Origin of the sequence: Pseudomonas sp. NPDC087185, from assembly GCF_044744955.1 — a bacterium.
In the GTDB taxonomy this organism is placed as follows: Bacteria; Pseudomonadota; Gammaproteobacteria; order Pseudomonadales; family Pseudomonadaceae; genus Aquipseudomonas.
In genome coordinates this window covers 41,587-68,007 of the sequence record NZ_JBIUZK010000011.1, presented here as the reverse complement: position 1 = coordinate 68,007, position 26,421 = coordinate 41,587, and the positions used below count along the sequence as shown (strand labels likewise).

General features: G+C 61.1%; 25 protein-coding genes. 3 read left to right on the top strand and 22 right to left on the bottom strand.

Features of this window, described 5'->3' with window-relative positions; all coding sequences use genetic code 11:
* Nucleotides 1-110: 110 nt before the first annotated feature.
* Nucleotides 111-1,115 carry an amidohydrolase family protein gene (locus ACIPIJ_RS27485; protein WP_401083024.1) on the bottom strand — a complete coding sequence of 335 codons (1,005 nt, stop codon included), beginning with the start codon at nucleotides 1,113-1,115 and terminating at the stop codon, nucleotides 111-113.
* 114 nt (nucleotides 1,116-1,229) lie between these two features.
* On the opposite strand from ACIPIJ_RS27485, the gene ACIPIJ_RS27480 reads away from it, so the two are divergent.
* Entirely contained in the window at nucleotides 1,230-2,093 is an 864-nt protein-coding gene (locus ACIPIJ_RS27480; protein WP_401083021.1) for a pirin family protein, read from the top strand.
* 31 nt (nucleotides 2,094-2,124) lie between these two features.
* On the opposite strand, the gene ACIPIJ_RS27475 is transcribed toward ACIPIJ_RS27480, so the two are convergent.
* From ACIPIJ_RS27475 to ACIPIJ_RS27460, 4 genes are all read right to left on the bottom strand, one after another.
* Nucleotides 2,125-2,850, bottom strand: a complete 726-nt coding sequence (locus ACIPIJ_RS27475; protein WP_401083018.1) for a dienelactone hydrolase family protein — start codon at nucleotides 2,848-2,850, stop codon at nucleotides 2,125-2,127.
* Nucleotides 2,851-2,914: 64 nt separating this feature from the next.
* On the bottom strand, nucleotides 2,915-4,819 hold the full coding sequence (gene htpG, locus ACIPIJ_RS27470) for a molecular chaperone HtpG (RefSeq protein ID WP_401083015.1): 1,905 nt from the start codon (nucleotides 4,817-4,819) through the stop codon (nucleotides 2,915-2,917).
* 71 nt (nucleotides 4,820-4,890) lie between these two features.
* Nucleotides 4,891-5,373, bottom strand: coding sequence for a PaaI family thioesterase (locus tag ACIPIJ_RS27465; RefSeq protein ID WP_401083012.1), 483 nt, complete (start codon nucleotides 5,371-5,373; stop codon nucleotides 4,891-4,893).
* Entirely contained in the window at nucleotides 5,370-5,846 is a 477-nt protein-coding gene (locus ACIPIJ_RS27460) for a PaaI family thioesterase (RefSeq protein WP_401083009.1), read from the bottom strand. The genes ACIPIJ_RS27465 and ACIPIJ_RS27460 overlap by 4 nt, the downstream gene beginning before the upstream one ends.
* 154 nt (nucleotides 5,847-6,000) lie before the next feature.
* Between ACIPIJ_RS27460 and ACIPIJ_RS27455 the strand changes: the two genes are divergently transcribed.
* Nucleotides 6,001-6,276, top strand: coding sequence for a hypothetical protein (locus tag ACIPIJ_RS27455; RefSeq protein WP_401083200.1), 276 nt, complete (start codon nucleotides 6,001-6,003; stop codon nucleotides 6,274-6,276).
* Nucleotides 6,277-6,343: 67 nt separating this feature from the next.
* Here ACIPIJ_RS27455 and ACIPIJ_RS27450 read toward each other — a convergent pair whose 3' ends face one another.
* From ACIPIJ_RS27450 to sdhC, 11 genes are all read right to left on the bottom strand, one after another.
* The gene (locus ACIPIJ_RS27450; protein WP_401083006.1) at nucleotides 6,344-7,093 is read right to left on the bottom strand and encodes a DUF599 domain-containing protein; all 750 of its coding nucleotides are present in this window, start codon (nucleotides 7,091-7,093) and stop codon (nucleotides 6,344-6,346) included.
* Nucleotides 7,094-7,346: 253 nt separating this feature from the next.
* Nucleotides 7,347-8,660: a branched-chain amino acid transport system II carrier protein gene (gene brnQ, locus ACIPIJ_RS27445; protein WP_401083003.1), complete on the bottom strand. Its 1,314-nt coding sequence runs from the start codon at nucleotides 8,658-8,660 to the stop codon at nucleotides 7,347-7,349.
* Between the two features lie 375 nt (nucleotides 8,661-9,035).
* Nucleotides 9,036-9,920, bottom strand: a complete 885-nt coding sequence (sucD, locus tag ACIPIJ_RS27440; protein ID WP_003254203.1) for a succinate--CoA ligase subunit alpha — start codon at nucleotides 9,918-9,920, stop codon at nucleotides 9,036-9,038.
* Nucleotides 9,920-11,086 carry an ADP-forming succinate--CoA ligase subunit beta gene (sucC, locus tag ACIPIJ_RS27435; RefSeq protein WP_008091914.1) on the bottom strand — a complete coding sequence of 389 codons (1,167 nt, stop codon included), beginning with the start codon at nucleotides 11,084-11,086 and terminating at the stop codon, nucleotides 9,920-9,922. Before sucC ends, sucD begins: the two co-directional genes overlap by 1 nt.
* A 171-nt stretch (nucleotides 11,087-11,257) precedes the next feature.
* Complete coding sequence (gene lpdA / locus ACIPIJ_RS27430) at nucleotides 11,258-12,694, bottom strand: dihydrolipoyl dehydrogenase (protein ID WP_346615139.1); 1,437 nt, start codon at nucleotides 12,692-12,694, stop codon at nucleotides 11,258-11,260.
* Nucleotides 12,695-12,787: 93 nt separating this feature from the next.
* The gene (odhB, locus tag ACIPIJ_RS27425; RefSeq protein WP_400794106.1) at nucleotides 12,788-14,008 is read right to left on the bottom strand and encodes a 2-oxoglutarate dehydrogenase complex dihydrolipoyllysine-residue succinyltransferase; all 1,221 of its coding nucleotides are present in this window, start codon (nucleotides 14,006-14,008) and stop codon (nucleotides 12,788-12,790) included.
* 42 nt (nucleotides 14,009-14,050) lie between these two features.
* Nucleotides 14,051-16,882: a 2-oxoglutarate dehydrogenase E1 component gene (locus ACIPIJ_RS27420; protein ID WP_401082999.1), complete on the bottom strand. Its 2,832-nt coding sequence runs from the start codon at nucleotides 16,880-16,882 to the stop codon at nucleotides 14,051-14,053.
* Nucleotides 16,883-17,127: 245 nt separating this feature from the next.
* The gene (locus tag ACIPIJ_RS27415) at nucleotides 17,128-17,832 is read right to left on the bottom strand and encodes a succinate dehydrogenase iron-sulfur subunit (protein WP_346615142.1); all 705 of its coding nucleotides are present in this window, start codon (nucleotides 17,830-17,832) and stop codon (nucleotides 17,128-17,130) included.
* 11 nt (nucleotides 17,833-17,843) lie between these two features.
* A complete protein-coding gene (gene sdhA, locus ACIPIJ_RS27410; RefSeq protein WP_023533625.1) occupies nucleotides 17,844-19,616 on the bottom strand; it encodes a succinate dehydrogenase flavoprotein subunit in 1,773 nt (590 codons plus the stop codon).
* A 3-nt stretch (nucleotides 19,617-19,619) separates the two neighbouring features.
* Nucleotides 19,620-19,988: a succinate dehydrogenase, hydrophobic membrane anchor protein gene (sdhD, locus tag ACIPIJ_RS27405; RefSeq protein ID WP_027921320.1), complete on the bottom strand. Its 369-nt coding sequence runs from the start codon at nucleotides 19,986-19,988 to the stop codon at nucleotides 19,620-19,622.
* Entirely contained in the window at nucleotides 19,982-20,368 is a 387-nt protein-coding gene (gene sdhC, locus ACIPIJ_RS27400; RefSeq protein ID WP_012315350.1) for a succinate dehydrogenase, cytochrome b556 subunit, read from the bottom strand. Before sdhC ends, sdhD begins: the two co-directional genes overlap by 7 nt.
* Nucleotides 20,369-20,719: 351 nt before the next feature.
* Between sdhC and gltA the strand changes: the two genes are divergently transcribed.
* Nucleotides 20,720-22,009: a citrate synthase gene (gene gltA, locus ACIPIJ_RS27395; protein WP_401082994.1), complete on the top strand. Its 1,290-nt coding sequence runs from the start codon at nucleotides 20,720-20,722 to the stop codon at nucleotides 22,007-22,009.
* Between the two features lie 70 nt (nucleotides 22,010-22,079).
* Here gltA and ACIPIJ_RS27390 read toward each other — a convergent pair whose 3' ends face one another.
* The 6 genes from ACIPIJ_RS27390 to ACIPIJ_RS27365 all read right to left on the bottom strand — a co-directional run bounded on the left by ACIPIJ_RS27390 (nucleotide 22,080) and on the right by ACIPIJ_RS27365 (nucleotide 26,420).
* Entirely contained in the window at nucleotides 22,080-22,685 is a 606-nt protein-coding gene (locus ACIPIJ_RS27390; protein ID WP_401082991.1) for an START domain-containing protein, read from the bottom strand.
* Between the two features lie 33 nt (nucleotides 22,686-22,718).
* On the bottom strand, nucleotides 22,719-22,973 hold the full coding sequence (locus ACIPIJ_RS27385; protein WP_401082988.1) for a YkgJ family cysteine cluster protein: 255 nt from the start codon (nucleotides 22,971-22,973) through the stop codon (nucleotides 22,719-22,721).
* Nucleotides 22,974-23,094: 121 nt separating this feature from the next.
* Nucleotides 23,095-23,550 carry a hypothetical protein gene (locus tag ACIPIJ_RS27380; protein WP_401082985.1) on the bottom strand — a complete coding sequence of 152 codons (456 nt, stop codon included), beginning with the start codon at nucleotides 23,548-23,550 and terminating at the stop codon, nucleotides 23,095-23,097.
* A 63-nt stretch (nucleotides 23,551-23,613) separates the two neighbouring features.
* Nucleotides 23,614-25,056 carry a PLP-dependent aminotransferase family protein gene (locus tag ACIPIJ_RS27375; RefSeq protein WP_401082982.1) on the bottom strand — a complete coding sequence of 481 codons (1,443 nt, stop codon included), beginning with the start codon at nucleotides 25,054-25,056 and terminating at the stop codon, nucleotides 23,614-23,616.
* Nucleotides 25,057-25,257: 201 nt separating this feature from the next.
* Nucleotides 25,258-26,070, bottom strand: a complete 813-nt coding sequence (locus ACIPIJ_RS27370; protein WP_401082979.1) for an OmpA family protein — start codon at nucleotides 26,068-26,070, stop codon at nucleotides 25,258-25,260.
* Nucleotides 26,067-26,420, bottom strand: a complete 354-nt coding sequence (locus tag ACIPIJ_RS27365; protein WP_401082976.1) for a DUF4398 domain-containing protein — start codon at nucleotides 26,418-26,420, stop codon at nucleotides 26,067-26,069. Before ACIPIJ_RS27365 ends, ACIPIJ_RS27370 begins: the two co-directional genes overlap by 4 nt.
* Nucleotide 26,421 lies beyond the last annotated feature (1 nt).

Sequence of the window (26,421 nt, the reverse complement as noted above, 5' to 3'; positions counted from 1 at the left end):
ACGCCCCGACTGGTTCGGGGCGTTTTTTTGCGTGTCAGCTTTGTAGTGGCCTGCACCGGCCTCTTCTCAGGCCAGCCCACACCTGCACGCGAAGCAGCCGGTACACACAGCTAGCGGGCTTTAGGCAACACCGCCAGGAAGTTGTCCCGCGCCACCTGCTTGGCCACCCCCTCCGGCAAAGCATCCAGAAACGGCTTGAAGCCGTGCATCTGCTCACCAACGCTACCGAATTTACCCACCACATCGGACCCGAGCATGAACCGCTCCGGGTAGCGCTCGACCAACGCCACCCATGCCTTGCGCGGCTCGCCCTTGTCATCCAGCAGATAGGGCTCCAGCACGCTCCACGACAAGTCGATATACAGGTTCGGGTAATCCTCCAGCAAGCGCGTCAGCACCGGCAGCAGAAAATCCATCTGCGTCTGGTGCCGATGAATTTCCATGCTCGTGCCCGCATGCGCCCAGATGAAACGGGTATGTGGGTGATTGCGCAGCGGCTCTTCGATTTCGGCCAGGTACAGCGGGTTGCGCTCACGCTTGGAGGTGATGTTCGAATGCAGCAGCACCGGCATGTCGCGCTCGGCCGCCAGGTGATAGATGCGTGTCATGGCCTCGTTATTGGCGCGCGGCGTATCGCCACTGGTAAGGGCGGTCAGGTCGTCGTGGCGGGTAAAAACTTCGCCAATGCCCTGCCACAGACCGGGATAGAGGTCGAGCATGCGCTCGATATGGCTGACCGCGTTCTTGTCTACCGGATTGAAGCCGGTTAGAAACGGATGAAAGCGTTTACGCTGCGTTTCGGGCAGCTGTAGCACTGCAGCTGCCACGTAGGTATCGGTGGCGCTATACCAGTAGGCATCAGCATCGTCACCGGCGTAGTAGCGAGGGCGCTTGGGTTCGTCCTCGTGCCATTTCTTGGCCACCGGTACGCCGGAGATCATCGCGTGCTCCACCCCCGCCTCATCCATGGCCTTGATCAGGGCAGGCATGCCCTCGGTCTCCTGAAAGAAGTCCACATAGTGCAGGTGGGCGTCACTGTAACGGTAGTCACGCGCCTGTGCCGCGTGGCACAACCCTGCGGATAACAGCAGGCAGGCCAGCGCTCTGGCGATCATGGGCAGCATCCTTCTTCGGGTATGAACAGAGTAGACCGACCGGTGCAACCGACGGTTCAGCATTGCCTGGCAAACCGCTATGCTGGGCGCACTCGCCCCCGCCTGGAGCCCAACATGAGCAGCCCCCTGATCATCCGCCCGCGTGCTGAATCGGTCGAGGGCCAGCCGATCCTGCGCCCACTGCCTTCGGCCCAATGCCGCAGCGTTGGCCCGTTCGTGTTCTTCGACCATATGCTGGAAACCGACTACGCGCCAGGCCATGGCATGGACATCCGTCAGCACCCGCATATCGGGCTGTCGACGCTGACCTACCTGTTTGAAGGGGCGATTTTGCACAAGGACAGCCTGGGCTCGAACCAGCGCGTTTTACCCGGGGATGTCAGCTGGATGACTGCCGGCCGCGGCGTGGCACATGTCGAACGCACACCTGCGGATGCCCTGACGCAGGGTTCGCGCCTGCATGGGCTGCAGGTGTGGCTGGCATCGCCGCGCACGCTTGAGCAAGGCGAGCCGCATTACAGCCATCACCCTGCGGCCAGCCTGCCGGTGAGCGATAACCTCGGCGTACGTATCTGCATGATTGCCGGAAGCGGTTTTTGCCTGGAATCGCCGGTGCCGGTGCTCTCCCCCACCCTTTACGCGTACGTGCAGATGCAGCCGGCGACCACGCTGCTGGTGCCTGCCGAGCCTGCGCAACGGGCGCTGTATCTGCTCGATGGCGAGCTGCTGGTGAACGATGAGGACGTCGAACCCTGCAGCCTGGTGGTACTGCCCGAAGGCGAAGCAATCACCTTGTATGCCCAAGGTGAATGCCAATTGGTGTTGATCGGCGGCGAACCGCTGGATGGGCCGCGGCGGATGAACTGGAATTTTGTGGCGAGTGACCCAGAGTTGATCGAGCGGGCCAGGGCGAGGTGGGCTGCGGGGGATTGGCCAGTGGTGCCAGGGGAGACTTCTCGGATCGAGTTGCCCCGCTAAACTGGGGCTGCTGCGCAGCCCCAACGTGCCATCAGCGCTGGAACACCTCAGTGAGCAGATTGTGCATCGAGCGGAACGCCCGCTCCGAGGTCTTGCGGTCATACTGCATCTTGCCCGGCACATTGGCATTCGGGTCGGTGAACGAGTGCACCGCGCCGCCGTAGCTCAGCAGTTGCCAATCTACTTTGGCCGCGTTCATTTCTTCCTCGAACGCCGGCAGTTGCTCTCTCGGCACCAGCGGGTCGGACGCACCATGCAACACCAGCACCGAGCCCTTGATGTGCTTGGCATCTTCAGGGTTGGGGGTATCCAATGTGCCATGGAACGACACCGCAGCCCGCAGGTCGGCGCCGGTACGGGCCAGCTCCAGGGCGCAGCAACCGCCAAAGCAGAAGCCGAAGGTGGCCACCTTGCCAGGCTCCAGCAATGCCTTCGACTGCGCCAGCAGTTGTTCCAGCGCCCCGTTCATGCGCTTGCGCAGCTCGCCACGGTCGTTCTTCAACGGCATCATCGCCGCCCCTGCCTCGTCGGCATTAGAGGGCCGCACCGATTGCCCATACAGGTCGGCAATCAGCACCACGTAACCCTTCTCGGCCACTTCCTTGGCAATGCGCTCGGCACCTTCGCCAATACCCATCCAGTTCGGCGCCATCACCAGGCCCGGGCGCCCCAGCGCCCCTGGCTCATACACCAGGCGGCTTTCATACGTCTTGCCGGACAGGTGATAGACCAGCGATTCGACGATTACCTTGCTCATCAAGCACTCCTTTGGCATTCACCATGAAAAAAGCCCGCCGAAGCGGGCTTTCCTATGCATCAACTCAAGCAGACAGCTCGACCAACAGCTTGTTCAGGCGACGAACGTAAGCCGCCGGGTCCTTCAGGCTGTCACCGGCCGCCAGGGCCGCCTGGTCGAAGAGGATGTGCGACAGCTCGGCGAAGCGGTCTTCGCTCTGCTCGTTGTCGAGCTTCTCGATCAGCGGGTGGGTCGGGTTGAATTCGAAGATCGGCTTGGAGTCCGGCACCTTCTGCCCGCTGGCTTCGAGGATCTGGCGCATCTGCAGGCCGAGGTCCTGTTCGCCGATGGCGAGGATCGCCGGCGAGTCGGTCAGGCGGTGCGACACACGCACTTCAGCGACGCTGTCACCCAGCGCGCCTTTCAGGCGCTCGACCAGGCCTTCTTTATCCTTGGCGACTTCTTCCTGGGCCTTCTTGTCCTCTTCGGAGTCCAGCTTGCCCAGGTCCAGGTCGCCACGGGCGACATCGACGAAAGCTTTGCCATCGAACTCGTTGAGGTAGCTCATCAGCCACTCGTCGATGCGGTCGGTCAGCAGCAGCACTTCGATGCCTTTCTTGCGGAAGACTTCCAGGTGCGGGCTGTTCTTGACCTGCGCGTACGACTCGCCGGTGAGGTAGTAGATCTTGTCCTGGCCTTCTTTGGCGCGGGCCAGGTAATCCGCCAGGGCAACGCTTTGCTCGCCGCTGTCGTCCTGGGTGGAAGCGAAGCGCAGCAGGCCGGCGATCTTTTCCTTGTTGGCGAAGTCCTCGGCCGGGCCTTCCTTCAGCACCTGGCCGAAGTTTTTCCAGAAGCCCTTGTACTGCTCTGGCTCGTTCTTCGCCAGCTTCTCCAGCATGTCCAGCACGCGCTTGGTCAGCGCGGTCTTCATCGAATCGATGATCGGGTCTTTCTGCAGGATCTCGCGGGAGACGTTCAGCGACAGGTCGTTGGAGTCGACCACACCCTTGATGAAGCGCAGGTACAGCGGCAGGAACGACTCGGCCTGGTCCATGATGAACACGCGCTGCACGTACAGCTTCAGGCCGCGCGGTGCTTCGCGCTGGTACAGGTCGAACGGCGCGCGGGCCGGTACGTACAGCAGCGAATTGTACTCGAGCTTGCCTTCGACCTTGTTGTGGCTCCAGGCCAGCGGGTTTTCGAAGTCATGGCCGATGTGCTTGTAGAACTCCTGGTATTCCTCGTCCTTGATCTCGGTACGCGGACGGGTCCACAGGGCACTGGCGCGGTTGACGGTTTCCCATTCCTCGGCCGGCTGCTCTTCGCCTTCGGCGGCAGGTTGCTCTTTAGGCAGCTGGATTGGCAGGGCGATGTGGTCGGAGTACTTCTTGACCACGTTGCGCAGGCGCCAGCCATCGGCGAACTCTTGCTCGTCCTTCTTCAGGTGCAGGACGATGCGGGTGCCGCGCTGTGGTTTTTCGACAGTGGCAACTTCGAAGTCGCCCTCGCCTTTGGACGACCAGTGCACGCCCTCGGCAGCCGGCTGGCCGGCACGGCGGCTGAACACGTCGACCTTGTCGGCAACGATGAAGGCCGAGTAGAAGCCCACGCCGAACTGGCCGATCAGGTGCGAGTCCTTCTTCTGGTCACCGGTGAGGTTCTTCATGAAGTCAGCAGTGCCGGACTTGGCGATGGTGCCCAGGTGCGCGATCACGTCTACGCGGCTCATGCCAATGCCGTTGTCCTCGAGGGTCACGGTACCGGCGTCCTTGTCGAAGCTCACGCGGATCTTCAGGTCGCTGTCACCTTCGAACAGCTCTGGCTTGGCCAGGGCTTCGAAACGCAGCTTGTCGACAGCGTCGGAAGCGTTGGAAATCAGCTCACGCAGGAAAATTTCCTTGTTCGAGTACAAGGAATGAATCATGAGGTGCAGCAGCTGCTTTACCTCGGTCTGGAAGCCCAGGGTTTCTTTTTGTGTTTCCACACTCATGGTCTTCAAAACTCCGATCTGATGGCAGTGGGCGCCTTGCAGCCGATTCGGCATGCGTTTACTGGCGGATGTCATGCAGATGGGGGCTGCCCGGACGATTTCAAGGGCTTTTCCGGTTCTATCTTGAAATGCGCACGGGCTGTGGCGATCGGCGATTGCCGATCGCCTTGCCAGGCGGTGATCGCCACATTGGTCACACGCCGGCCCTGGCGCCACAGCTGGCACTGCGCGTAAGTGTCACGAAAATGCCCGGCGCGCAGGTAGTCGATGGAAAAGTCGATGATTTTCGGGATGCTTGCACTCTCGCTGTAAATAAGCAGGTACAAGGCGGCAGAGAGCTCCATGAAGCCGGCGATCACCCCACCATGGATGGCGGGCAGCAAAGGGTTACCAATGTTGTCCGGGTTGGCCGGCAGGCGGAACAGCAGGTCATCGCCCTGGCGCTCGCACTCGATACCGATCAGGCCGGCGTAGGGGATCAGGCCTAGCAAGGGCTGGTAGTCGCCCACGGCATGCGCTTGGTTGAGCCGCATACGAACGTCCTGGGGAATCATACGCCGGCCTCCTTCAGGCTTTTGCCGAAACGAATGCCGCCTTTGATTTCCTGCCCCAGGCGCATGAAGGTGCCCACCACTTGGCAGATCGGCTGACTGGGGTCGTCCTGGTAGGCTGTGCCACGGGTGAAGATCACGTCACGGGTAACCCGATAGCACTGGGCATGGCCGTAGATGGCCTTGCCCGCTTCTGCCGGGTGCATGTAGTCGATGCGCAGGTCCAGGGTCGGGCACACCTCGAAGCTGGGCAGCACACAGAGCGTCGCCATGCCGCAGGTGGTGTCCATCAGCGTGGTCAGGGCGCCGCCGTGCACCGCGCCGGTCTGCGGGTTGCCGACGATGGCGGGCGACCAGGGCAATAACAGCGTCATGCCGTCGCGGTCCGCATGGGCCACTTGCATTTGCAACACTTGGCAATGTTTCAATGCCGACAAGAAGCGTTCGGCCATGGGCAGCAAACTTGAATCGCTCATCGGTACAGTTCCTGATCACTGCCGCAGCGGCATAAAAGTGGCAAAAAGTCTATATAGAACGCGGTGTTATATATCTGTAACTGATGCGGAACTATTCCCGCATGGCCGAACTCGAAGGAACAAGTCACTTATTCCACCAAGGAGAAACACCCCCATGCGTAAACCATTTGCTTTTGCTCTGATGCTGGCTGCTGCCATGGGCCTGGCTGCTTGCGATAAAGCGAGCGAAGACAAAGCCCAAGACGCACAGCAACACGCTGAGCAAGCCCAGGAAAAGATGGGCGAAGCTCAGGATAAAATGAACGACGCTGCCAAGGAAAACGCCGAAGCCGCCAAAGATCAGGCCGAAGCCGAGCAGAAGGCTGCCGAAGAAGCCGCACCGGCAACTCCGGCTCCATCGACTGCGCCAGCCGAGCCTGCCAAGCAGTAATCGCGCTGTACAAAAAAACCCGACATTGTCGGGTTTTTTTGTACCTGCCATTTACCGATTAAACGTTTCAGGTATTGAGGCTGGCACTTTCCTTGTTAGTGTCGGTGGGCGCATTTTCTGTGGGTGTGAATACCATGACTTCCAGTACATCGGAATGGAACTCGCGACGGTACAACACCAATACCACGCCGACACTCACCACCATGAACAGCCAAGGGCTGATGAACCAGGTGAGCATGGCCATGCCGAAGTAATAAGAGCGCAACCCGAAGTTGAACTGGTTGGCGGCCAGCGACAGCACCCTCGCCGCCCGCGAGGCAAAGGCCTTGCGTTCAAGTTCATTGACCAGGCGCTCGCCGATCATGGGCGCGGAGCCCACCAGTACGGCAGCAAAGTTGTACTGGCGCATGCACCAGCTGAACGTGAAGAACGCATAAACGAAGACCATTGCCAGGCACAGCAGCTTGATCTCCGACATGCCCTGCGAGGCCTGCTGCACCAAAGGCAGGTCAGCCAGCAACGACAGCGCGCGGTCCGAGGCCCCCAGCACGGTCAGGATGCCAGCCAGGATAATCAAGGTGCTGGAGGCGAAGAACGAGGCATTGCGCTCCAGGTTGCCGATCACACTGGCGTCGGCGATCCGGTTGTCTCGCAGCAGCATGCGCCGCATCCAGTCTTCGCGGTAAAGATGCAGGACACTGGCCAGGCAGGCGGTATCGCGGCCCTTCCAGATGGCATAGCGGGTATAGCCCCCCCAGCAGAGCGCGAACCAGCAGACGGCCAGGAGGTTGTGGAGGTTGCTTTGGATGAAGTTCATGCAGGGTTCCCGAGGGCCAGGTGCATAAAGAGTAGAGTCCCGGATTCGACGTTGGCCAGTGGTAAAAGGCACACCTTTTACGCTGAAACTGCGCTGTTGATGCCGGCCTCTTCGCGGCGGTAAGCCGCGAAGAGGCCGGCACAGGAAACAAAAAGCCCCGCATCCTTGCGGATACGGGGCTTTCGTATTTCCACCCTTGGCGGGCACCTTACGGCTTGTGGCCGGTGCCGCCCTCAGGCTTCAACCTATGCCATCAGGCCAGCGCCTCGCGGGGCTTGCCCAGCATACGGTCGCAGGCCACGGCACCAAACAGCGTCACCACCGAAGGCACCAACCATGCCAGGCCTTGATCGCTCAGCGGCAAGTGCGCCATGAAATCCGGCAGCACATGGGCAATTCCGCTGCCCTTGACTGCGTCGACCATGCCGAACACCAGCGACACCAGCATCACCGGCGCGAGGATGCGCGCCGGCGAGTTCCACAGGTCTTTGACGAAGCTCAGGCCCACCACCACGATGCAGGGCGGGTAGATGGCGGTCAGCACCGGGATCGAGAACATGATCAGCTTGGTCAGGCCCAGGTTGGAGATCAGCAGCGAGAAGCCCGCCAGGATCACCACCAGTGCGCGGTACGACAGCGGCAGGATCTGGCTGAAGTACTCGGCGCAGGCACAGGTCAGGCCAACCGCAGTCACCAGGCAGGCCAGCGCGATCAGTACGGCGAGGAAGCCACTGCCGAGCGAGCCGAAGGTGTGCTGTACATAGGCGTGCAATACCGCGGCACCGTTGGTGGCATCCGCCGCGATATCGTGGCTGGTAGCGCCCAGCCGGAACAGGCTGATGTACACCAGCGCCAGGCCCACACCAGCAATCAGGCCGGCAATGATGGCATAGCGGGTGATCAGCTTCGGCGACTCGACACCGCGCGAGCGGATAGCGTTGACGATGACGATACCGAACACCAGCGCGCCCAGGGTATCCATGGTCAGGTAACCATCGGAAAAGCCTTTGGAGAATGCCGCAGCCGCGTAAGCGGGCTGCGCCTCACCCATGCTACCCGCCGGCAACGCGAACGCGGCAATGCCCAGCGCAGCCAGGGCGATGATTTTCAGCGGCGCAAGGAAACGGCCCACGGTATCGAGCAGCTTGCCCGGATACATGGAAACTGCCAGCACCACGGCGAAGTACACCAGGCTGTAGATGAACAGCGCCAGCGGGCTTTCACCAGTCAGCGGCGCCACACCCACTTCGAACGACACGGTCGCGGTGCGCGGGGTCGCGAACAGCGGGCCGACCGAGAGGTAGCAGACGGCCGCGAGCAGGCCACCGAAGAACTTGCCGATCGGGCTGCTCAGTGCATCCATCCCGCCACCGACCTTGGCCAGAGCGACCACGGTGATGACTGGCAGGCCCACAGCAGTCACCAGGAAGCCCAGTGCGGCCATCCACACGTGCGGCCCTGACTGCAGACCGACGATCGGCGGGAAGATGATGTTGCCGGCGCCCACGAAAAGCGCAAACGTCATAAAGCCAAGTGCCAGGATATCCTGGCCTTTTAAAACTTTCATTTAGGGTAGTACCACACTGCTGAAATCGGGATTCGAGAAGGGATTTCCCCATGGGTGAGGGAAATGCTGCCCGGCCTGATAGGCCAGACCCGTTTAGCGTGTCGTTCCCTTTTGGGGTACGGGCACAGAGTGAACGCGTAGATTAACCGTTTTACCCAACAAACGCACTGGCACAGTGCTGCTTGTCCGATGTGCGTACATGTTTGTCGTCTGGTTGACCGTGTTAGGCGACAATTTATTGCTGAATCGCGCGAATGTCTGGTTGAAAATCCTGATTGGGGTAATCGAATTTTCCGAAGCACCCTTTATGTGCCATACAACGACAAAGGCCACCCGAAGGTGGCCTCTGTGCGCGTGGGGGGTACTACGTGTTACTTACTTCTTGGCTTCCCAGCCAGTCAGCTCGGCCAGGGCCTTGCCGATGTCAGCCAGGGAACGCACGGTTTTCACACCCGCGTCCTGCAGCGCAGCGAACTTCTCGTCCGCAGTGCCTTTGCCGCCAGAAATGATGGCGCCAGCGTGGCCCATGCGCTTGCCCGCAGGTGCAGTAACACCGGCGATGTAGGAAACGACAGGCTTGGTGACGTGGGCCTTGATGTAGGCAGCCGCCTCTTCTTCAGCCGAACCGCCGATCTCACCGATCATGACGATCGCTTCGGTCTTCGGGTCTTCCTGGAACAGCTTCAGGATGTCGATGAAGTTGGAGCCTGGGATCGGGTCACCGCCGATGCCGACGCAGGTCGACTGGCCGAAGCCGGCGTCGGTGGTCTGCTTCACAGCTTCGTAGGTCAGGGTGCCGGAACGCGACACGATACCAACCTTGCCTGGCAGGTGGATGTGGCCTGGCATGATGCCGATCTTGCACTCGCCCGGGGTGATGACACCTGGGCAGTTAGGGCCGATCAGGGTAACGCCCAGCTCGTCGCACTTGACCTTGGCATCCAGCATGTCCAGGGTAGGAATGCCTTCGGTGATGCAGACGATCAGCTTGATGCCGCCGAAGGCCGCTTCCAGGATCGAGTCCTTGCAGAACGGAGCCGGAACGTAGATGACCGAAGCGTCAGCGCCGGTCGCTTCCACAGCTTCCTTGACGGTGTTGAACACCGGCAGGCCCAGGTGGGTGGTGCCACCCTTGCCTGGGGTAACGCCGCCGACCATCTTGGTGCCGTAGGCGATGGCTTGTTCGGAGTGGAAAGTACCCTGCGAGCCGGTGAAGCCCTGGCAGATGACTTTGGTGTCTTTATTGATCAGGACGCTCATTACTTGCCCTCCGCAGCTTTGACAACTTGTTGAGCAGCGTCGGTCAGGCTGGTTGCCGCAATGATGTTCAAACCGCTTTCTGCCAGTACTTTAGCGCCCAGTTCGGCGTTGTTGCCTTCGAGGCGAACGACGACCGGAACTTTAACGCCGACTTCTTTCACTGCACCGATGATGCCTTCGGCAATCATGTCGCAGCGAACGATGCCGCCGAAGATGTTGACCAGAACGGCCGCGACATTGCTGTCGGACAGAATGATCTTGAACGCTTCGGTAACGCGCTCTTTGGTGGCACCGCCGCCTACGTCGAGGAAGTTGGCTGGCTTGCCGCCGTGCAGGTTGACGATGTCCATGGTACCCATGGCCAGGCCGGCACCGTTGACCATGCAGCCGATGTTGCCTTCCAGGGCCACGTAGTTCAGCTCGAAGCTGGCAGCGTGGGCCTCACGAGGATCGTCCTGCGACGGGTCGTGGAAGGTTTTCAGCTTAGGCTGACGGTACATGGCGTTTGCGTCGATGTTGATCTTCGCGTCCAGGCAGTGCAGGTCGCCGTCGGCCTTGATGACCAGCGGGTTGACTTCCAGCAGGGCTAGGTCGTGCTCTTTGAAGAGCTTGGCCAGGCCGACGAAAATCTTGGCGAACTGAGCAACTTGCTTGCCTTCCAGACCCAGCTGGAATGCCAGTTCACGACCCTGGAACGGCTGAGCGCCGACCAGCGGATCGATAGTTGCCTTGATGATCTTCTCAGGAGTTTCGTGAGCAACTTTCTCGATGTCCACGCCACCTTCGGTGGAGGCCATGAACACGATGCGGCGGCTCGAGCGATCGACTACAGCGCCCAGGTACAGCTCTTTGGCGATGTCAGTGCAGGATTCGACCAGGATCTTGGTCACTGGCTGACCGTTGGCGTCGGTCTGGTAGGTAACCAGACGCTTGCCCAACCATTGCGCAGCGAACGCCTTGGCGTCTTCCTTGCTGCGAACCAGCTTGACGCCGCCCGCTTTACCGCGACCACCTGCGTGAACCTGGGCTTTTACAACCCACTCGGAACCGCCGATCTTGTCGCAGGCTTCTGCTGCAGCTTCAGGGGTGTCGACTGCGAAACCCTTGGAAACTGGCAGGCCGTATTCAGCGAACAGCTGCTTACCCTGATACTCGTGAAGATTCATGCTTTTTACCGTCTTCGTTAGGTACTGCGCTTCGGCGCTGCGCCATTGCTGGCGCCGCACCACCTGTGACCGTTGACCCCGGTTTTCCCGTGTGATCCGGTCCGGCGGACGTTCCGCGGTGAGTCATGCACGCAAGACTCACGACGGGCAGCCCGCCGTGGTTTCTTATAATTAACGCTTCTTACGGTTGGCTACGTGAATGGCGCCGCCATTCACTGCCAGCGCTGCTTCATGCAACGCTTCGGACAGGGTTGGATGGCTGAAGACCATCATGCCCAGATCCTCGGCACTGGTGCCGAATTCCATTGCGATTGCGCCCTGCTGAACCAGCTCGGCAGCCGATGGGCCAATCACGTGCACACCCAGTACGCGGTCGGTCTTGGCATCGGCGATGACCTTGACGAAACCACCGGTGTCGTTGGCCGCCATCGCACGGCCGCTGGCCGCGAACGGGAAGGTGCCTACGTTAACCTCAACACCCTCGGCCTTCAAGGCTTGTTCGGTCTTGCCGACCCATGCGATTTCCGGGTGGGTGTAGATAACCGATGGGATCAGGTCGTAGTTCATCTGGGCTTTGTGGCCCTTGATGCGCTCGACGACCATGATGCCCTCTTCCGAGGCCTTGTGCGCCAGCATCATGCCGCGTACCACGTCGCCGATGGCGAACACGCCCGGCACGCTGGTAGCGCAGTGATCGTCGACGAAGATATAGCCACGCTCATCGATGGTCACGCCGCTGTCGGAGGCCAGCAGGTCGGTGGTCACCGGGCGACGGCCGACCGCGACGATCAGCTTGTCGAAGGTGATCTTCTGCTCGCCTTCGGCGTTGGTGTAGGTCACTTCGACTTCGTTGCCGTTGACTTTCGAGCCGGTGACGCGAGCGCCCAGCTTGATGTCCAGGCCTTGCTTGGTCAGGGTCTTCTGGGCTTCTTTCGACACGGCGGTGTCGGCAGCCATCAGGAAGGTGTCCAGGGCTTCCAGAACGGTGACTTCAGCACCCAGGCGAGCCCATACCGAGCCCAGCTCCAGGCCGATCACGCCAGCACCGATCACGCCCAGGCGCTTAGGTACGGTTTGGAATTCCAGGGCGCCGGTGGAGTCGACGATGACGTTCTGGTCGACCGGAGCCGGCGGAATGTCGATCGGACGCGAACCGGACGCCAGGATCACGTTTTCGGCTTCGATGATTTCAGTGGTGCCGTCAGCCTTGGTGACTTCGACTTTCTTGCCAGCCAGCAGTTTGCCGTGGCCCTGGATCGAGGTAACACCGTTGGCCTTGAACAGGGTGGCAACGCCACCGGTCAGGTTCTTGACGATGCCAGCCTTGCGGCCAACCATCGCGGCGACGTCCATCTTCACTTCGCCCGTGGAGATACCGTGGACGTTGAAGCTCTCTTTGGCTTCCTTGTACTTCCAGGAGCTGTCCAGCAGCGCCTTGGACGGAATGCAACCTACGTTCAGGCAGGTGCCGCCCAGGGCCAGTTTGCCCTCGGCGTCGGTGTATTTCTCGATACAGGCAGTCTTCAGACCAAGTTGGGCAGCCTTGATGGCAGCCACATAGCCGCCAGGACCTGCACCAATCACCACTACGTCGAATTTCTGGGTCATAAAAGATTCCTTATCAGCTACAAGCTACAAGCCGCGAACCGCGCGGCCCCGCTTCTTTCGAAGCCAGGGGCCGAACGGTACGCAGCCAGAGGGTTAGATGTCCAGCAGCAGGCGAGACGGATCTTCCAGCAGGTTCTTGATGGTGACCAGGAAGGTTACCGCTTCCTTGCCGTCGATCAGGCGGTGATCGTACGACAGCGCCAGGTACATCATCGGGCGAATGACCACTTGGCCGTTGATGGCCATCGGACGCTGGATGATGTTGTGCATGCCGAGAATGGCGGCCTGCGGCGGGTTGACGATCGGGGTCGACATCATCGAACCGAACGTACCGCCGTTGGTGATGGTGAAGGTACCGCCGGTCATTTCTTCGATCGACAGTTTGCCGTCACGGGCTTTCTTGCCGAAGGTGGCGATGCCGTTCTCGATTTCAGCCAGGCTCATCGACTCGGCGTTACGCAGTACCGGCACCACCAGGCCACGGTCGCTGGAGACGGCTACGCCGACGTCGGCGAAGCCGTGGTAGACGATGTCGTTGCCGTCGATCGAGGCGTTGACAGCCGGGAAACGCTTCAGCGCTTCGGTGGCGGCCTTGACGAAGAACGACATGAAGCCCAGGCGCACGCCGTTATGGGTCTTCTCGAACAGGTCCTTGTACTTCGAACGCAGGGCCATGACTTCGGTCATGTCGACTTCGTTGAAGGTGGTCAGCATCGCCATGTTGGACTGGGCTTCGACCAGACGCTCGGCGATCTTGGCACGCAGGCGGGTCATCGGCACGCGCTTCTCGGTGCGGTCGCCAGCGGCGGTCACAACCGGGGCAGCAGCGGCAGCGGCAGGCTTGGCAGCCGGCGCAGCGGCAGGTGCCGACTTCTTGTTGGCGACTGCAGCCACCACGTCTTCCTTGGTGACGCGACCGCCTTTGCCGGTGCCGGCAACGGTAGCCAGGTCGATGCCGTTCTCTTCAGCCAGCTTGCGCGCGGCTGGCGCGGCAACCGGGTCGTCTTCGCCAGCGTCGGCAGCGGCAGCAGCCGGGGCAGCAGCGGCTGGAGCGGCAGCTGGAGCGGCGGCGGCGCCACCTTCAACGATCGAACCCAGCACTTCGTCGGACAGGACGGTGTCGCCCTCGCCCTTGACGATGTCGCCCATCACGCCATCGGCGGTGGCCAATACTTCCAGGACGACCTTGTCGGTCTCGATGTCGACGATCAGCTCGTCACGCTTGACGGCTTCGCCCGGCTTCTTGTGCCAGGTGGCAACGGTGCCGTCGGCAACCGATTCCGGGAAGGTTGGGGCTTTGATCTCGATAGCCATTATCTGTGTTTCCTTAAATTCGGTTTCAGGTGCGCGAAGGCGTTAGACAGTGAAGGCGTCTTGCAGCAGTTTTTCCTGCTGTTCGGCGTGCTTCGAAGCGTATCCACACGCTGGCGCGGCAGAAGCGTCGCGGCCGGCGTATTCCAGGACCAGCGCCTTGTTGTGGCGGCCCAGGATACGGCGCATGTGGTGCTGACTGCTGTACCAGGCGCCCTGGTTCATCGGCTCTTCTTGACACCAGACGGCATGCTTGAGGTTGGTGTACGGCGCCAGGATTTCGACTAGGTCGTCTTCCGGGAACGGGTACAGCTGCTCGATACGCACGATCGCGATGTCTTCGCGGCCTTCGGCACGGCGTTTTTCCAGCAGGTCGTAGTAGACCTTGCCGCTGCACAGTACCAGGCGATCGACCTTGGCCGGATCCAGGGTGTCGATTTCCGGGATCACGGTCTGGAACGAGCCTTCTGCCAGGTCTTCCAGAGTCGAGATGGCCAGCTTGTGGCGCAGCAGCGACTTGGGCGTCAGTACCACCAGCGGCTTGCGCAGCGGACGGATGACCTGACGACGCAGCAGGTGATAGATCTGTGCCGGCGTGGTCGGGACGCACACCTGGATGTTGTGCTCGGCGCACAGCTGCAGGTAGCGCTCCAGACGCGCGGAGGAGTGCTCCGGGCCCTGCCCTTCATAGCCGTGTGGCAGCAGCATGGTCAGACCGCACAGGCGGCCCCACTTGTGCTCACCGCTGGTGATGAACTGGTCGATCACCACTTGCGCACCGTTGGCGAAGTCGCCGAACTGGGCTTCCCAGATCACCAGCGCGTTTGGCGTGGTGGTGGAGTAGCCGTATTCGAAGGCCAGTACCGCTTCTTCCGAGAGGAAGGAGTCGTACAGGTCGAAGCGCGGCTGGCCCGGGAACAGGTTCTGCAGCGGCACGTAAGTGCTGGCGTCCTTCTGGTTGTGCAACACCGCGTGACGGTGCGAGAAGGTGCCACGGCCGATGTCCTGGCCGGTCATGCGGATCGGGTGACCTTCGAACTGCAGGGTGGCGTAGGCCATGGTCTCTGCGTAACCCCAGTTGATCGGCAAGCCACCGGCCTGCATCTTCTGGCGATCTTCGTAGATCTTCGAGACCTGACGCTGAACCACGAAGCCTTCCGGCAGCTCGAGCAGCTTGGCCGACAGGTCCTGCAGGGTCTTGAGGTCGAAGCGGGTGTCGTGACGCGCGGTCCAGGCGTGGCCCAGGTACGGACGCCAGTCGACGAACAGCTCGCGGTTCGGCTCCTTGACCAGGCTTTTTACCACGTGCAGGCCGTTGTCCAGGGCATTGCGGTACTCGTCGACCTTGGCCTGAGCGCGCTCGGCGTCGATGCGACCGGCCTGGATCAGTGCTTCGGCATACAGCTCACGGGTGGTGCGCTGCTTGCTGATCTGCTGATACATCAGCGGCTGGGTACCGTTTGGCTCGTCGGCCTCGTTGTGGCCGCGACGACGGTAGCAGACCAGGTCGACCACCACGTCACGCTTGAACTGCATGCGGTAATCGATGGCCAGCTGGGTCACGAACAGCACGGCTTCCGGATCATCACCGTTGACGTGCAGGATTGGCGCCTGAATCATCTTGGCAACGTCGGTGGCGTACTCGGTGGAGCGCGCATCCAGTGGGTTGCTGATGGTGAAACCGACCTGGTTGTTGATGACGATGTGCACGGTACCGCCGGTCTTGAAACCGCGGGTCTGCGACATCTGGAAGGTTTCCAGCACCACGCCTTGGCCGGCAAATGCCGCATCGCCGTGGATCGAGATCGGCAGCACCTTGTCGCCGACGGTGTCGTTGCGACGGTCCTGACGGGCGCGCACCGAACCTTCAACCACTGGCGAGACGATTTCCAGGTGGGACGGGTTGAACGCCATGGCCAGGTGGACTTCGCCACCAGTGGTCATCACGTTCGAGGAGAAGCCCTGGTGATACTTCACGTCACCGGAGCCCAGCTCGTTCATCTTCTTGCCTTCGAACTCGTCGAACAGCTCGCGCGGGTTCTTGCCGAAGGTGTTGACCAGCACGTTCAGACGGCCACGGTGGGCCATGCCGATCACGACTTCTTTAGTGCCGTACGAGCCGGAGCGCTGGATCATTTCATCCAGCATCGGGATCAGGCTTTCGCCACCCTCCAGGCCGAAGCGCTTGGTGCCCGGGTACTTGGTGCCCAGGTACTTCTCAAGGCCTTCACCGGCGGTCACGCGCTCGAGCAGGTGAGCCTGCACGTCAGCGGAGAATTCCGGACGGCCGCGCACGCTTTCCAGGCGCTGCTGGAACCAGCTGCGCTGCTCGGAATCGACGATGTGGGTGAACTCGGCGCCAATGGTGCGACAATATGTCTTCTGGAGCGCCTCGGAGATCTCGCGTAGGCTCGCTTCCTCTTTGCCGATGTACAGGTCGCCGGCACGGAAGGTCGTATCAAGATCGGCATTGGTCAAGCCGTAGTGATTGATCGACAGGTCTACGGGCGCAGGGCGCTGCCACAACCCCAACGGGTCGAGCTTGGCAGCCTGATGGCCGCGCATACGATAGGCCTGGATCAGTCGCAGAACTTCAACCTGCTTCTTCTCGTGTTCACTGCTCACGCTCCCGGCAGATACCGGTTGGGCGCGGCGCTGGTTCTTTGCCAGCAGTACGAAATGGTCGCGGATTGTCGAGTGCGATACATCAGTAGCGGTGCTGCCATCAGCAGGCAACTTCTGGAAGTAAGTGCGCCACTCTTCTGGCACAGCGTTAGGGTCGTGCAGGTAGAGCTCGTAGAGCTCTTCCACATATGCAGCGTTACCACCTGAAAGGTGGGCGCTTTCCCACATGCGCTGCATCACGCTTTCTTGCATGCTTGGTCACCCTCGGTTAGGGGACTGATCGGCGAGAGCCTCAGAAAACATGGAAAAGTCCGAACACAGCGACTGAACCACGCCACTTGGATCTTGCTGATTTTCCGGGTACCAGCCCGGAAAGCCCCTGCTGGTCTCATATCTTCATAGGTATCGAGCGCGGGCTTTGTGGGCCCTTGCTCAGGTTTACCTCAGTGCGGGCTCACCACCCGCACCTCGGCTTACTGCAGTTACAACGCTTTGAATCAGGTGCCGCTTTGCAGCAGCATGTTACGTACGTGGCCGATTGCCTTGGTCGGGTTCAGACCCTTCGGGCAAACGTTGACGCAGTTCATGATCCCGCGGCAGCGGAACACGCTGAACGGGTCATCCAGGGACGCCAGGCGCTCCTGGGTCTTGGTGTCACGGCTGTCAGCCAGGAAGCGGTAGGCCTGCAGCAGGGCCGCGGGGCCCAGGAACTTGTCCGGGTTCCACCAGAACGACGGGCACGAAGTGGAGCAGCACGCGCACAGGATGCACTCGTACAGGCCGTCCAGCTTGTCGCGCTCTTCTGGCGACTGCAGACGCTCGATGGCCGGAGCCGGCGTATCGTTCTGCAGGAATGGCTTCACCTTCTCGTACTGCTTGTAGAAGATGCTCATGTCGACGACCAGGTCACGAATGACCGGCAGGCCCGGCAGCGGGCGCAGCACGAGCTTGTTGCCCTTGACCACGCCGGACAGCGGGGTGATGCAGGCCAGGCCGTTCTTGCCGTTCATGTTCATGCCATCGGAACCGCACACGCCTTCACGGCACGAGCGACGGTACGAGAAACCCTCGTCCTTTTCCTTGATCAGTGCCAGCACATCCAGAACCATCAGGTCCTTGCCGCCGGTGTCGACGTCGAACGACTCCATCTTGGGTGCCGCGTCGGTGTCGGGGTTGTAGCGATAAACTTCGACTTTCAACATAGCAGCCACCCTTAGTAAGTCCGGATTTTTGGTTCGAAGGCTGGAACAGTCTTCGGCGCAAAGTTGACGCCGCGCTTGGCAACGCGCTTGACACCCGGGTAGTACAGGGTGTGGCACAGCCAGTTTTCGTCGTCACGGTCTTCGAAGTCTTCACGAGCGTGAGCGCCGCGGGACTCTTTACGGGCCTCGGCCGCAATGGCGGTAGCTTCGGCAACTTCCAGCAGGTTCTGCAGTTCCAACGCTTCGATACGCGCGGTGTTGAAGGCCTGGGACTTGTCGTTGATCTTGACGTTGGCGATACGCTCGCGCAGGCCGGCCAGCTGCTCGATACCCTTCAGCATGTATTCGCCGGTACGGAATACACCGAAGTAGTTCTGCATGCAGCTCTGCAGTTCGCGCTTGAGGCTGGCAACGTCTTCGCCAGTGGAACGCTCGTTGAGCTTGTTCAGGCGGTTCAGGGCAACGTCGATGTCGGTGTCGCTGGCGTCGAGATGCTCGATGCCGTCGCTCAGCGCCTTCTCCAGGTGCAGGCCGGCAGCACGGCCGAACACCACCAGGTCGAGCAGCGAGTTGCCGCCCAGGCGGTTGGCACCATGAACCGATACGCACGCCACTTCACCTACGGCGAACAGGCCAGGGATGATGTGATCCTTGCCTTCTTCGTCCATGGTGATGGCCTGGCCATGGATGTTGGTGGCAACGCCACCCATCATGTAGTGGCAGGTTGGAACGACCGGGACCGGCGCGACGACAGGGTCGACGTGGGCGAAGGTCTTGGACAGTTCGCAGATGCCTGGCAGGCGGCTGTGCAGCACTTCCTCGCCCAGGTGGTCCAGCTTCAGCAGTACGTGGTCCTTGTTCGGGCCCACGCCGTTGCCGGCGATGATCTCTTTGACCATGGAACGGGCAACCACGTCGCGGCCAGCCAGGTCTTTCGCGTTCGGCGCGTAACGCTCCATGAAGCGCTCGCCGTGGGCGTTGATCAGGTAGCCACCTTCACCGCGGCAACCCTCGGTAACCAGTACACCGGCGCCGGCGATGCCGGTCGGGTGGAACTGCCACATCTCGATGTCCTGCACCGGTACGCCGGCACGCAGGGCCATGCCGATACCGTCACCGGTATTGATCAGGGCGTTGGTGGTGGAGGCGTAGATACGGCCCGCACCGCCAGTGGCCAGAACGGTGGCCTTGGACTTGATGTACATGGTTTCGCCGGTTTCGATGCAGATCGCGATCACACCGACGAAGGCGCCTTCCTGGTTCTTCACCAGGTCAACGGCGTAGTACTCGTTGAGGAAGGTGGTACCGGCTTTCAGGTTGCCCTGGTACAGGGTGTGCAGCAGTGCGTGACCGGTACGGTCGGATGCTGCGCAAGTACGAGCAGCCTGGCCGCCCTTGCCGAAGTCCTTCGACTGGCCACCGAACGGACGCTGGTAGATACGGCCGGTTTCGGTACGCGAGAACGGCAGGCCCATGTGGTCCAGCTCGAAGACCGCAGCCGGGCCTTCCTGACACATGTATTCGATAGCGTCCTGGTCACCGATGTAGTCGGAACCTTTAACGGTATCGTACATGTGCCAGCGCCAGTCATCGTTCGGGTCGGCCGAAGCGATGGCGCAGGTGATGCCGCCCTGGGCGGATACAGTGTGCGAACGGGTCGGGAAGACCTTGGTGACCACGGCAGTCTTGTGACCACCTTGAGCCAGCTGCAGCGCTGCGCGCATGCCGGCACCGCCGCCACCAATGATGATGGCGTCGAAGGAAATAGTTGGAATGCTAGCCATGGATCAGATACCCCAGAGAATCTGCACACCCCAGACGAAGTAAGCGAACATCGCAACGCCGCATACCGCCTGGAACAGGAAACGAATCGCAGTTGCCGACTTGCCGAACGACATAGGCGTCAGGTAGTCGGTGGCAATGGTCCACATGCCGACCCAGGCGTGAGCGCCCAGGGCAACGAGGGCCAGCAGACTGAAGATCCGCATCGCGTTATTGGAGAACAGACCATGCCACTGGGTGTAGTCGATGCCTGGGTGGCAGACCACGTAGCCGATCAGGAAAATGAAGTAAGCCGCGAGAACGACCGCCGATACGCGCTGCGCCATCCAGTCATAGAGGCCCGAACGCGACAGGTTCGTGACATTGGTTACCATACCCAAACTCCCACCAGAACGATCAGCACCACGGAGATGACGATCACGATTTTCGAGCCCAGCTTGCCGCCTTCCAGCGTCTCACCGATGCCCATGTCCATGATCAGGTGGCGTACACCTGCCACGAGGTGATAAAGCAGGGCGGACAACAGGCCCCAGGTCACGAACTTGGCCAGCGGGCTGGTCAGACACGCCTTCACCTCACCGAAGCCTTCCTCGGAACCCAGCGACTTGCCCAGTGCATAAAGCATGATGGCAAGGCCGAGGAACAGGATGACGCCGGAGATACGGTGAAGAATGGACGTGTACGCAGTGACAGGAAGCTTGATGGTCCTTAGGTCTAGGTTTACAGGTCGTTGGCTTTTCACGGCTTTTTTCACACTGAAGAGCCCCTAGCTAACAGGGCAAAGTTGTTGGTAAGTGTACTGGTCAGGTACCCACCACCCAGGGAACGGCGACCCCCAGCAGTTCGGGCTTGCAAGCCCCTGGCGGTCGGGTGCCGAGTATAGACAGTTAGGCTGCTTATGACAACGTGACGGGGTAGCCCAAATAGCGCATTGCCTTTAGCGAGCAAAAGGCGTAAATGGGCGAGAATTTCTAGAAAAATCAGGCTTCATGCCCCCTTTCAACCAGCCTTTAGGCAAATTGACATTCGAATTTACTTCTCTATAGTGGTGCGGGCCCTGCGTGGGGGGTCTGTCTGATGATTTCTAGCATTAATAGGAGGCCACATGGCTGACAAAAAAGCGCAGTTGGTCATCGAGGGCAATGCCCCCGTCGAGCTGCCCATTTTAACCGGCACCGTTGGTCCTGATGTAATCGACGTCCGCGGGTTGGGGGCCACTGGTCACTTCACCTTCGACCCAGGTTTCATGGCGACCGCCTCGTGCGAGTCGAAGATCACCTACATCGATGGCGACAAGGGCGTGCTGCTGCACCGCGGCTACCCGATCGAACAACTCGCCGAACAATCGGACTACCTGGAAACCTGCTACTTGCTGCTCAACGGCGAACTGCCGAATGCCGAGCAGAAGGCCCAGTTCGTCAGCACCGTAAAGAACCACACCATGGTTCACGAGCAGCTGAAGTCCTTCTTCAACGGTTTCCGCCGCGATGCTCACCCGATGGCGGTGATGTGCGGTGTGGTTGGCGCCCTGTCGGCGTTCTACCACGACTCCCTGGACATCAATAACCCGCAACACCGCGAAATTTCCGCGGTGCGCCTGGTCGCCAAGATGCCGACCCTGGCCGCGATGGTTTACAAATACTCCATGGGCCAGCCGATGATGTACCCGCGCAACGACCTGTCGTACGCGGAAAACTTCCTGCACATGATGTTCAACACCCCGTGCGAGATCAAACCGATCAGCCCGGTACTGGCCAAGGCAATGGACCGGATCTTCATCCTCCATGCCGACCATGAGCAGAACGCCTCCACCTCCACCGTGCGCCTGGCCGGCTCTTCGGGTGCCAACCCGTTCGCCTGCATCGCCGCCGGCATCGCCGCACTGTGGGGCCCTGCCCACGGCGGTGCGAACGAAGCCGTGCTGACCATGCTCGATGAAATCGGCGATGTCTCGAACATCGACACCTTCATCGCCAAGGCCAAGGACAAGAACGACCCGTTCAAACTGATGGGCTTCGGTCACCGCGTGTACAAGAACCGCGACCCGCGCGCCACCGTGATGAAGCAGACCTGCGACGAAGTCCTGCGCGAGCTGGGCATCAAAGACGACCCGCAGTTGCAGCTGGCCATGCGCCTGGAAGAGATCGCCCTCACCGACCCTTACTTCATCGAGCGCTCGCTGTACCCGAACGTCGACTTCTATTCGGGCATCATCCTGAAGGCCATCGGCATTCCGACCAGCATGTTCACCGTGATCTTCGCCCTGGCACGTACCGTGGGCTGGATCTCGCACTGGAAAGAAATGCTTTCCAGCCCGTACAAGATTGGCCGCCCGCGCCAGCTGTACACCGGCGAGCAGAAGCGTGACATCGTTGCGCTGAGCGACCGCAAGTAAGCTCCCCGAGCCGAACGCAAAAAGGCTGCCCTCGGGCAGCCTTTTTCATACGTGAAACCCTACATTGAGTTCAGGGTTTTTCTGCGCGCTCGCGCAGCGCTTTGAGGGTATTGAACGGCGCATCCACCACGAACTTGTTGGCAACCATCGCCGGCACACTGCCGCCCGGCTCGGTGTGCACCTGATAGGTCACTTCCGTACTGTCGCCCTTGGGTACCAATTTCCAGAAGCCCTCGACTTTCGCCACCCGTACAAACCCCTTTTCTTCCGGGATGTAGGTCGGCTCTTCCTCCAAGTTACGGGTCAGGCTACCGTCAGCGCCCTTGACCGTGCTGATGTGCAGCACCGAATCGCGCGGTGTCACCGGCCATGGCGTATTGAACCGGGTGTAGGTCCAGCTCTGGTCACCCTCGTGCTTGAGCAGCTTCTGCGATTCGCACTCATGGATCCAGCTGCATGCCCCGGCCACATCTTCCTGCAGCGCCTGCACCTTGGCCAACGGCGCCTTGATCACGGTCACACCACGGTAGGCCTTGTACTTGGAGCCCGGCACTTCGCTGAGGGAGACCTTGATACCCGCCTCGTCCTTGGCCACCTGCCAGTTCTCGGCCCAGGCGGCGGGCGCCAGCAGGACACCCATGCCACACAGCAGTGCAATACGCTTGAACGATCTCATCATCTTTATCCTTGTTGTCGAAGATCCAGCCTGTCACGCCGCCGTCATCTGCTCCCACCAGCCGAGAATCCTGATTGCCTCGTCGCGATCATTGCCGCACACCTCGATGTCCGCCTTGAACCCGCCACACACCGCTGGCCGCTCGGGCTTGCCGAACAGGTCGCAGAGGTTGGCAGCGGTCAGGTGCAGGCAGCGCTCACCGGCCGGCTTGCCATGGGGCATGCGCGGCATCGCAGAGCTGATGGACGGGGCGATGCAGCAGGCACCGCAGCCTTCACGGCAATTCATGACAACAGGACTCCCTGAAACAAAACGGGACGAACGTCCCTGGATAGTAACCGCTCAAACATACGTTTGAAATTGCTGGCCGGATGAAATCGGCCGTGACCCGGCAGTCAGTTGCCTTGAGCTACTGGCGAAACTCGAAGTCGATGGCTGCACCTTCCACATCGCGGCGGCTATCGTTGCGCATCTGCAACTGCATTTCATTGCTGATCAATCGGCCGTTGAGCTGGAACGGGCTGTCGTCGCTCTGTGGCTTTTCCGTGAACATGGCAGGCAGCAAAGGTTTGCGGCGCGTGGCAGAACTGCCGACATTGGGCTCAAGGTCATTGACCATTTCCGCAGGCAAGCTCAGGTCGAGCCTGGCCTTGGGCAGCGGTTTGGCCACCGCCTTGCTGACCGGCTTGCGGGCTGCCTTGGGCCGGGCTTTGGCAGGCTGCTTTTTCGCAGGCTTGGCCGGCGCCTTTTGCACGGCCTTGCCTTGTTGCGCCTGAGCCGCAGGTTGCGCAGCCTGGGCTACGCCAGGCAGCGTAATGAGCGGCGCAAGGCAAAAAAGCAGGGCAATACAACGCAACAGTTTCATGGACACCGGCAGGCAGGCTGGAAATGTGCGTATGCTCTCTGTTCCGCCCTCGCCTGGCAAGCCTTACAAAAGTGTGGTTACAGAATCTCTGCACAACTGTTGAGCCAACAGGCCCAGGGTCATGACTGCCCGCTCGGCCTCCTTGTTCCACGGGATGCCACAGTTGAGGCGGATGCAGTGGTTGAATTGCTCGGTATTACTGAAGATCAGCCCAGGTGCGATGCTGATGCCCTGCTCCAGCGCGCGCACATGCAGCTCCTGGGTATTGATGCGCCCCGGCAGGCTGACCCAGAGAATGAAACCGCCCGTGGGCCGGGTCATCTGCGTGCCCTCCGGGAAATGCTGCTGCACCGCCAGCTGGTAGGCACTGAGGTTTTTGCGGTACTCCTGGCGGATGTAGCGCAGGTGGCGGTCGTAACCGCCGTTTTCCAGATACGCCGCCACGCCCATCTGCGTCACGCTGCAGGCCGAATGCGTGGTGAAAGTCTGCAGCCGCTGGATCTCGTCCTGGTAACGCCCCGCGACCATCCAACCAACCCGCACACCGGGCGACAAGGTCTTGGAGAAGCTCGAACAGTAGATCACCCGGTCCAGCCGGTCGAACGCCTTGAGCGCCTTGGTCTTGCCCTGCTCGAACATCAGCTCGCCATAGATGTCGTCCTCGACGATCTGGATGTCGAAGTCCGAAGCCAGGCGCAGCAACTGCTTCTGCCGCTCTTCGGGAATCGTGCCGCCCAGTGGATTACTCAGGCGCGAGGTCAGCACCAGGGCCTTGATCGACCACTGGTTGGCCGCCAGTTGCAGCGCCTCCAGGCTGATGCCGGTGGACGGGTCACTGGGAATCTCGATGACCTTCAACCCCAGCAAGTCGGCCAACTGCAGCAGGCCGTAATAAGTCGGTGACTCGGCGGCGATCAAGTCCCCGGGGCGGGTCAGCACACGCAGCGACATCTGCAGGGCATCGACGCAACCATGGGTCACGATCACCTCACGCGGGTCGACCAGCACGCCGGCATCGCGCATGCGGATCGCAATCTGCCGGCGCAACGGCTCGAAACCAGGGCTGAACATATAGCTGAACGCACGCGGGCTGTGGAAGCGGGTCACCTTGGCGATCTGCTGATGCAGCGCGCGCACGGGCAGGTAATCGACATGCGGCACGGCCGCGCCGAACGGAAACACGCCGTCGCGACGCGCCTCGGTCAGCACCTGCTGGATGATGCTCGCCCGGGTGACCAGGCCCGGACGCTCGACACGGGCAATGTCCGGGGTCTGCGCGGTCAGTGCAGGGGTCTGGTGCACGTAGTAGCCCGACTGCGGCCGGGCGCGGATCAGCCCCTGATCTTCGAGGTTGGCATAAGCCTGCAGCACCGTGGCATGGCTGACGTTGAGCTGGGCGCTCATCTTGCGCACGGACGGTACGCGCTCGCCTGGCTGGTAGACACCACGACGGATGTCATCGGCCAGTTGCTGGGCGATGCGCTGGTACAGCAGCAGGTTGGTCATGGCGATATCTCGACGCGCGAACGGGCTCGTTATTCTTGTGCGACTCACTGACGGCAGAGAATACCGTAACAGTTGCGAAGTGTACTGGGACAGATTGCAGAATAGTCGACAATACAGTTGCGTGGCACCTGTCCAAACGATTAACCCGTCACGGACAGGCCAAAAAAAGGACCGCAGTGCGGTCCTTGATTTCATCGACGGTCAGCGCGCTGGCGCAAGCTTGCCCTTGTCGTCGGAAAAGACGATCTCCACCCGACGGTTCTGCGCCCTGCCCCGCTCCGAGGCATTGGCCTCGATCGGGTACTGGTCGCCATACCCTTCAACCTGCAGGCGCTTCTCATTGACCCCCAGATCGACCAGCATGTCAGCCACGGCCTGCGCCCGATCACGCGACAGCTTGAGGTTATCCTCCGGCGCGCCGGTGTTGTCGGCGTAGCCTTCGATCCGTACCACCCGGCGCGGGTTGAGCTGAAGGAACTGCACCAGCTTGAGCACGGTGCGGCTGGCCGAGTTTTTCAGGTCGGCACGGCCAGTATCGAACAGCACATCACCCAGGGTCATGACCAAGCCGCGGTCAGCCTGCTCCGAGGCCAGCGCGGCGATCTGCGTTTCGACCCACTTGCCCTGCTGCTGCACACTGGCCAGCTTGGCCTCGCGCAGGGCCAGCTGCAGACGCTGGCGCTCGAGGTCGAGCTTGGCCAGGCGCTCCTGGTTCAGCGCCAGCTTGGCGTGCTCGCTGGCGATCTCGCTGTAGCGCTGGCTCAGGTAGGCATAGTGGCGCACGTCGGCGCCTGTGCCGATATAGCTGGACAGGCGCTCGGCCCGGGCCAGCGATTCACCGGCACGGATCACGTCGCGCGGCGCACTGCGCAGCACATCGGAATCATCCTTGACCTTTTGGAAGGCCGTGGTGGCGTCATCGAGCGCCGCCTCGCTGCGCTGGCTGGCGCAACCCTGCAGCCCGGCGGCCAGCGCCAGCAGTGCCAGCGCGGCCATTGGCTTGAAGCGCATCATGGCTGCACCTCCAGTTGCTTGCGCAAGCGCTTGACCCGCGATTGCAATGCATCCAGCTGCTCGTCGCTCTTCTGGTTCAGCACACGCGCTTCGGCCAGGCGCGCATCCAGCTCGGCCTGCTCGGCCCGCATACGGGCGTCGCGGAAGTCTTCGGTGAGCATGTTGGTCTTGGCCCGGGCCAGCTTGTCTTCGGCCAGCTTCAGCGCTTCGACCTGGTCGGTGGCACCGACCGCCTTGGCCTGTTCCAGCGCCTGCTCGGAAATACGCATCTGCTCATTGGGCGCCGGGTCATTGGCGCAGCCAGCCAGGCCGAGCAGGGCCACGGCAAGGATCAGGGATTGGGTTCTCACG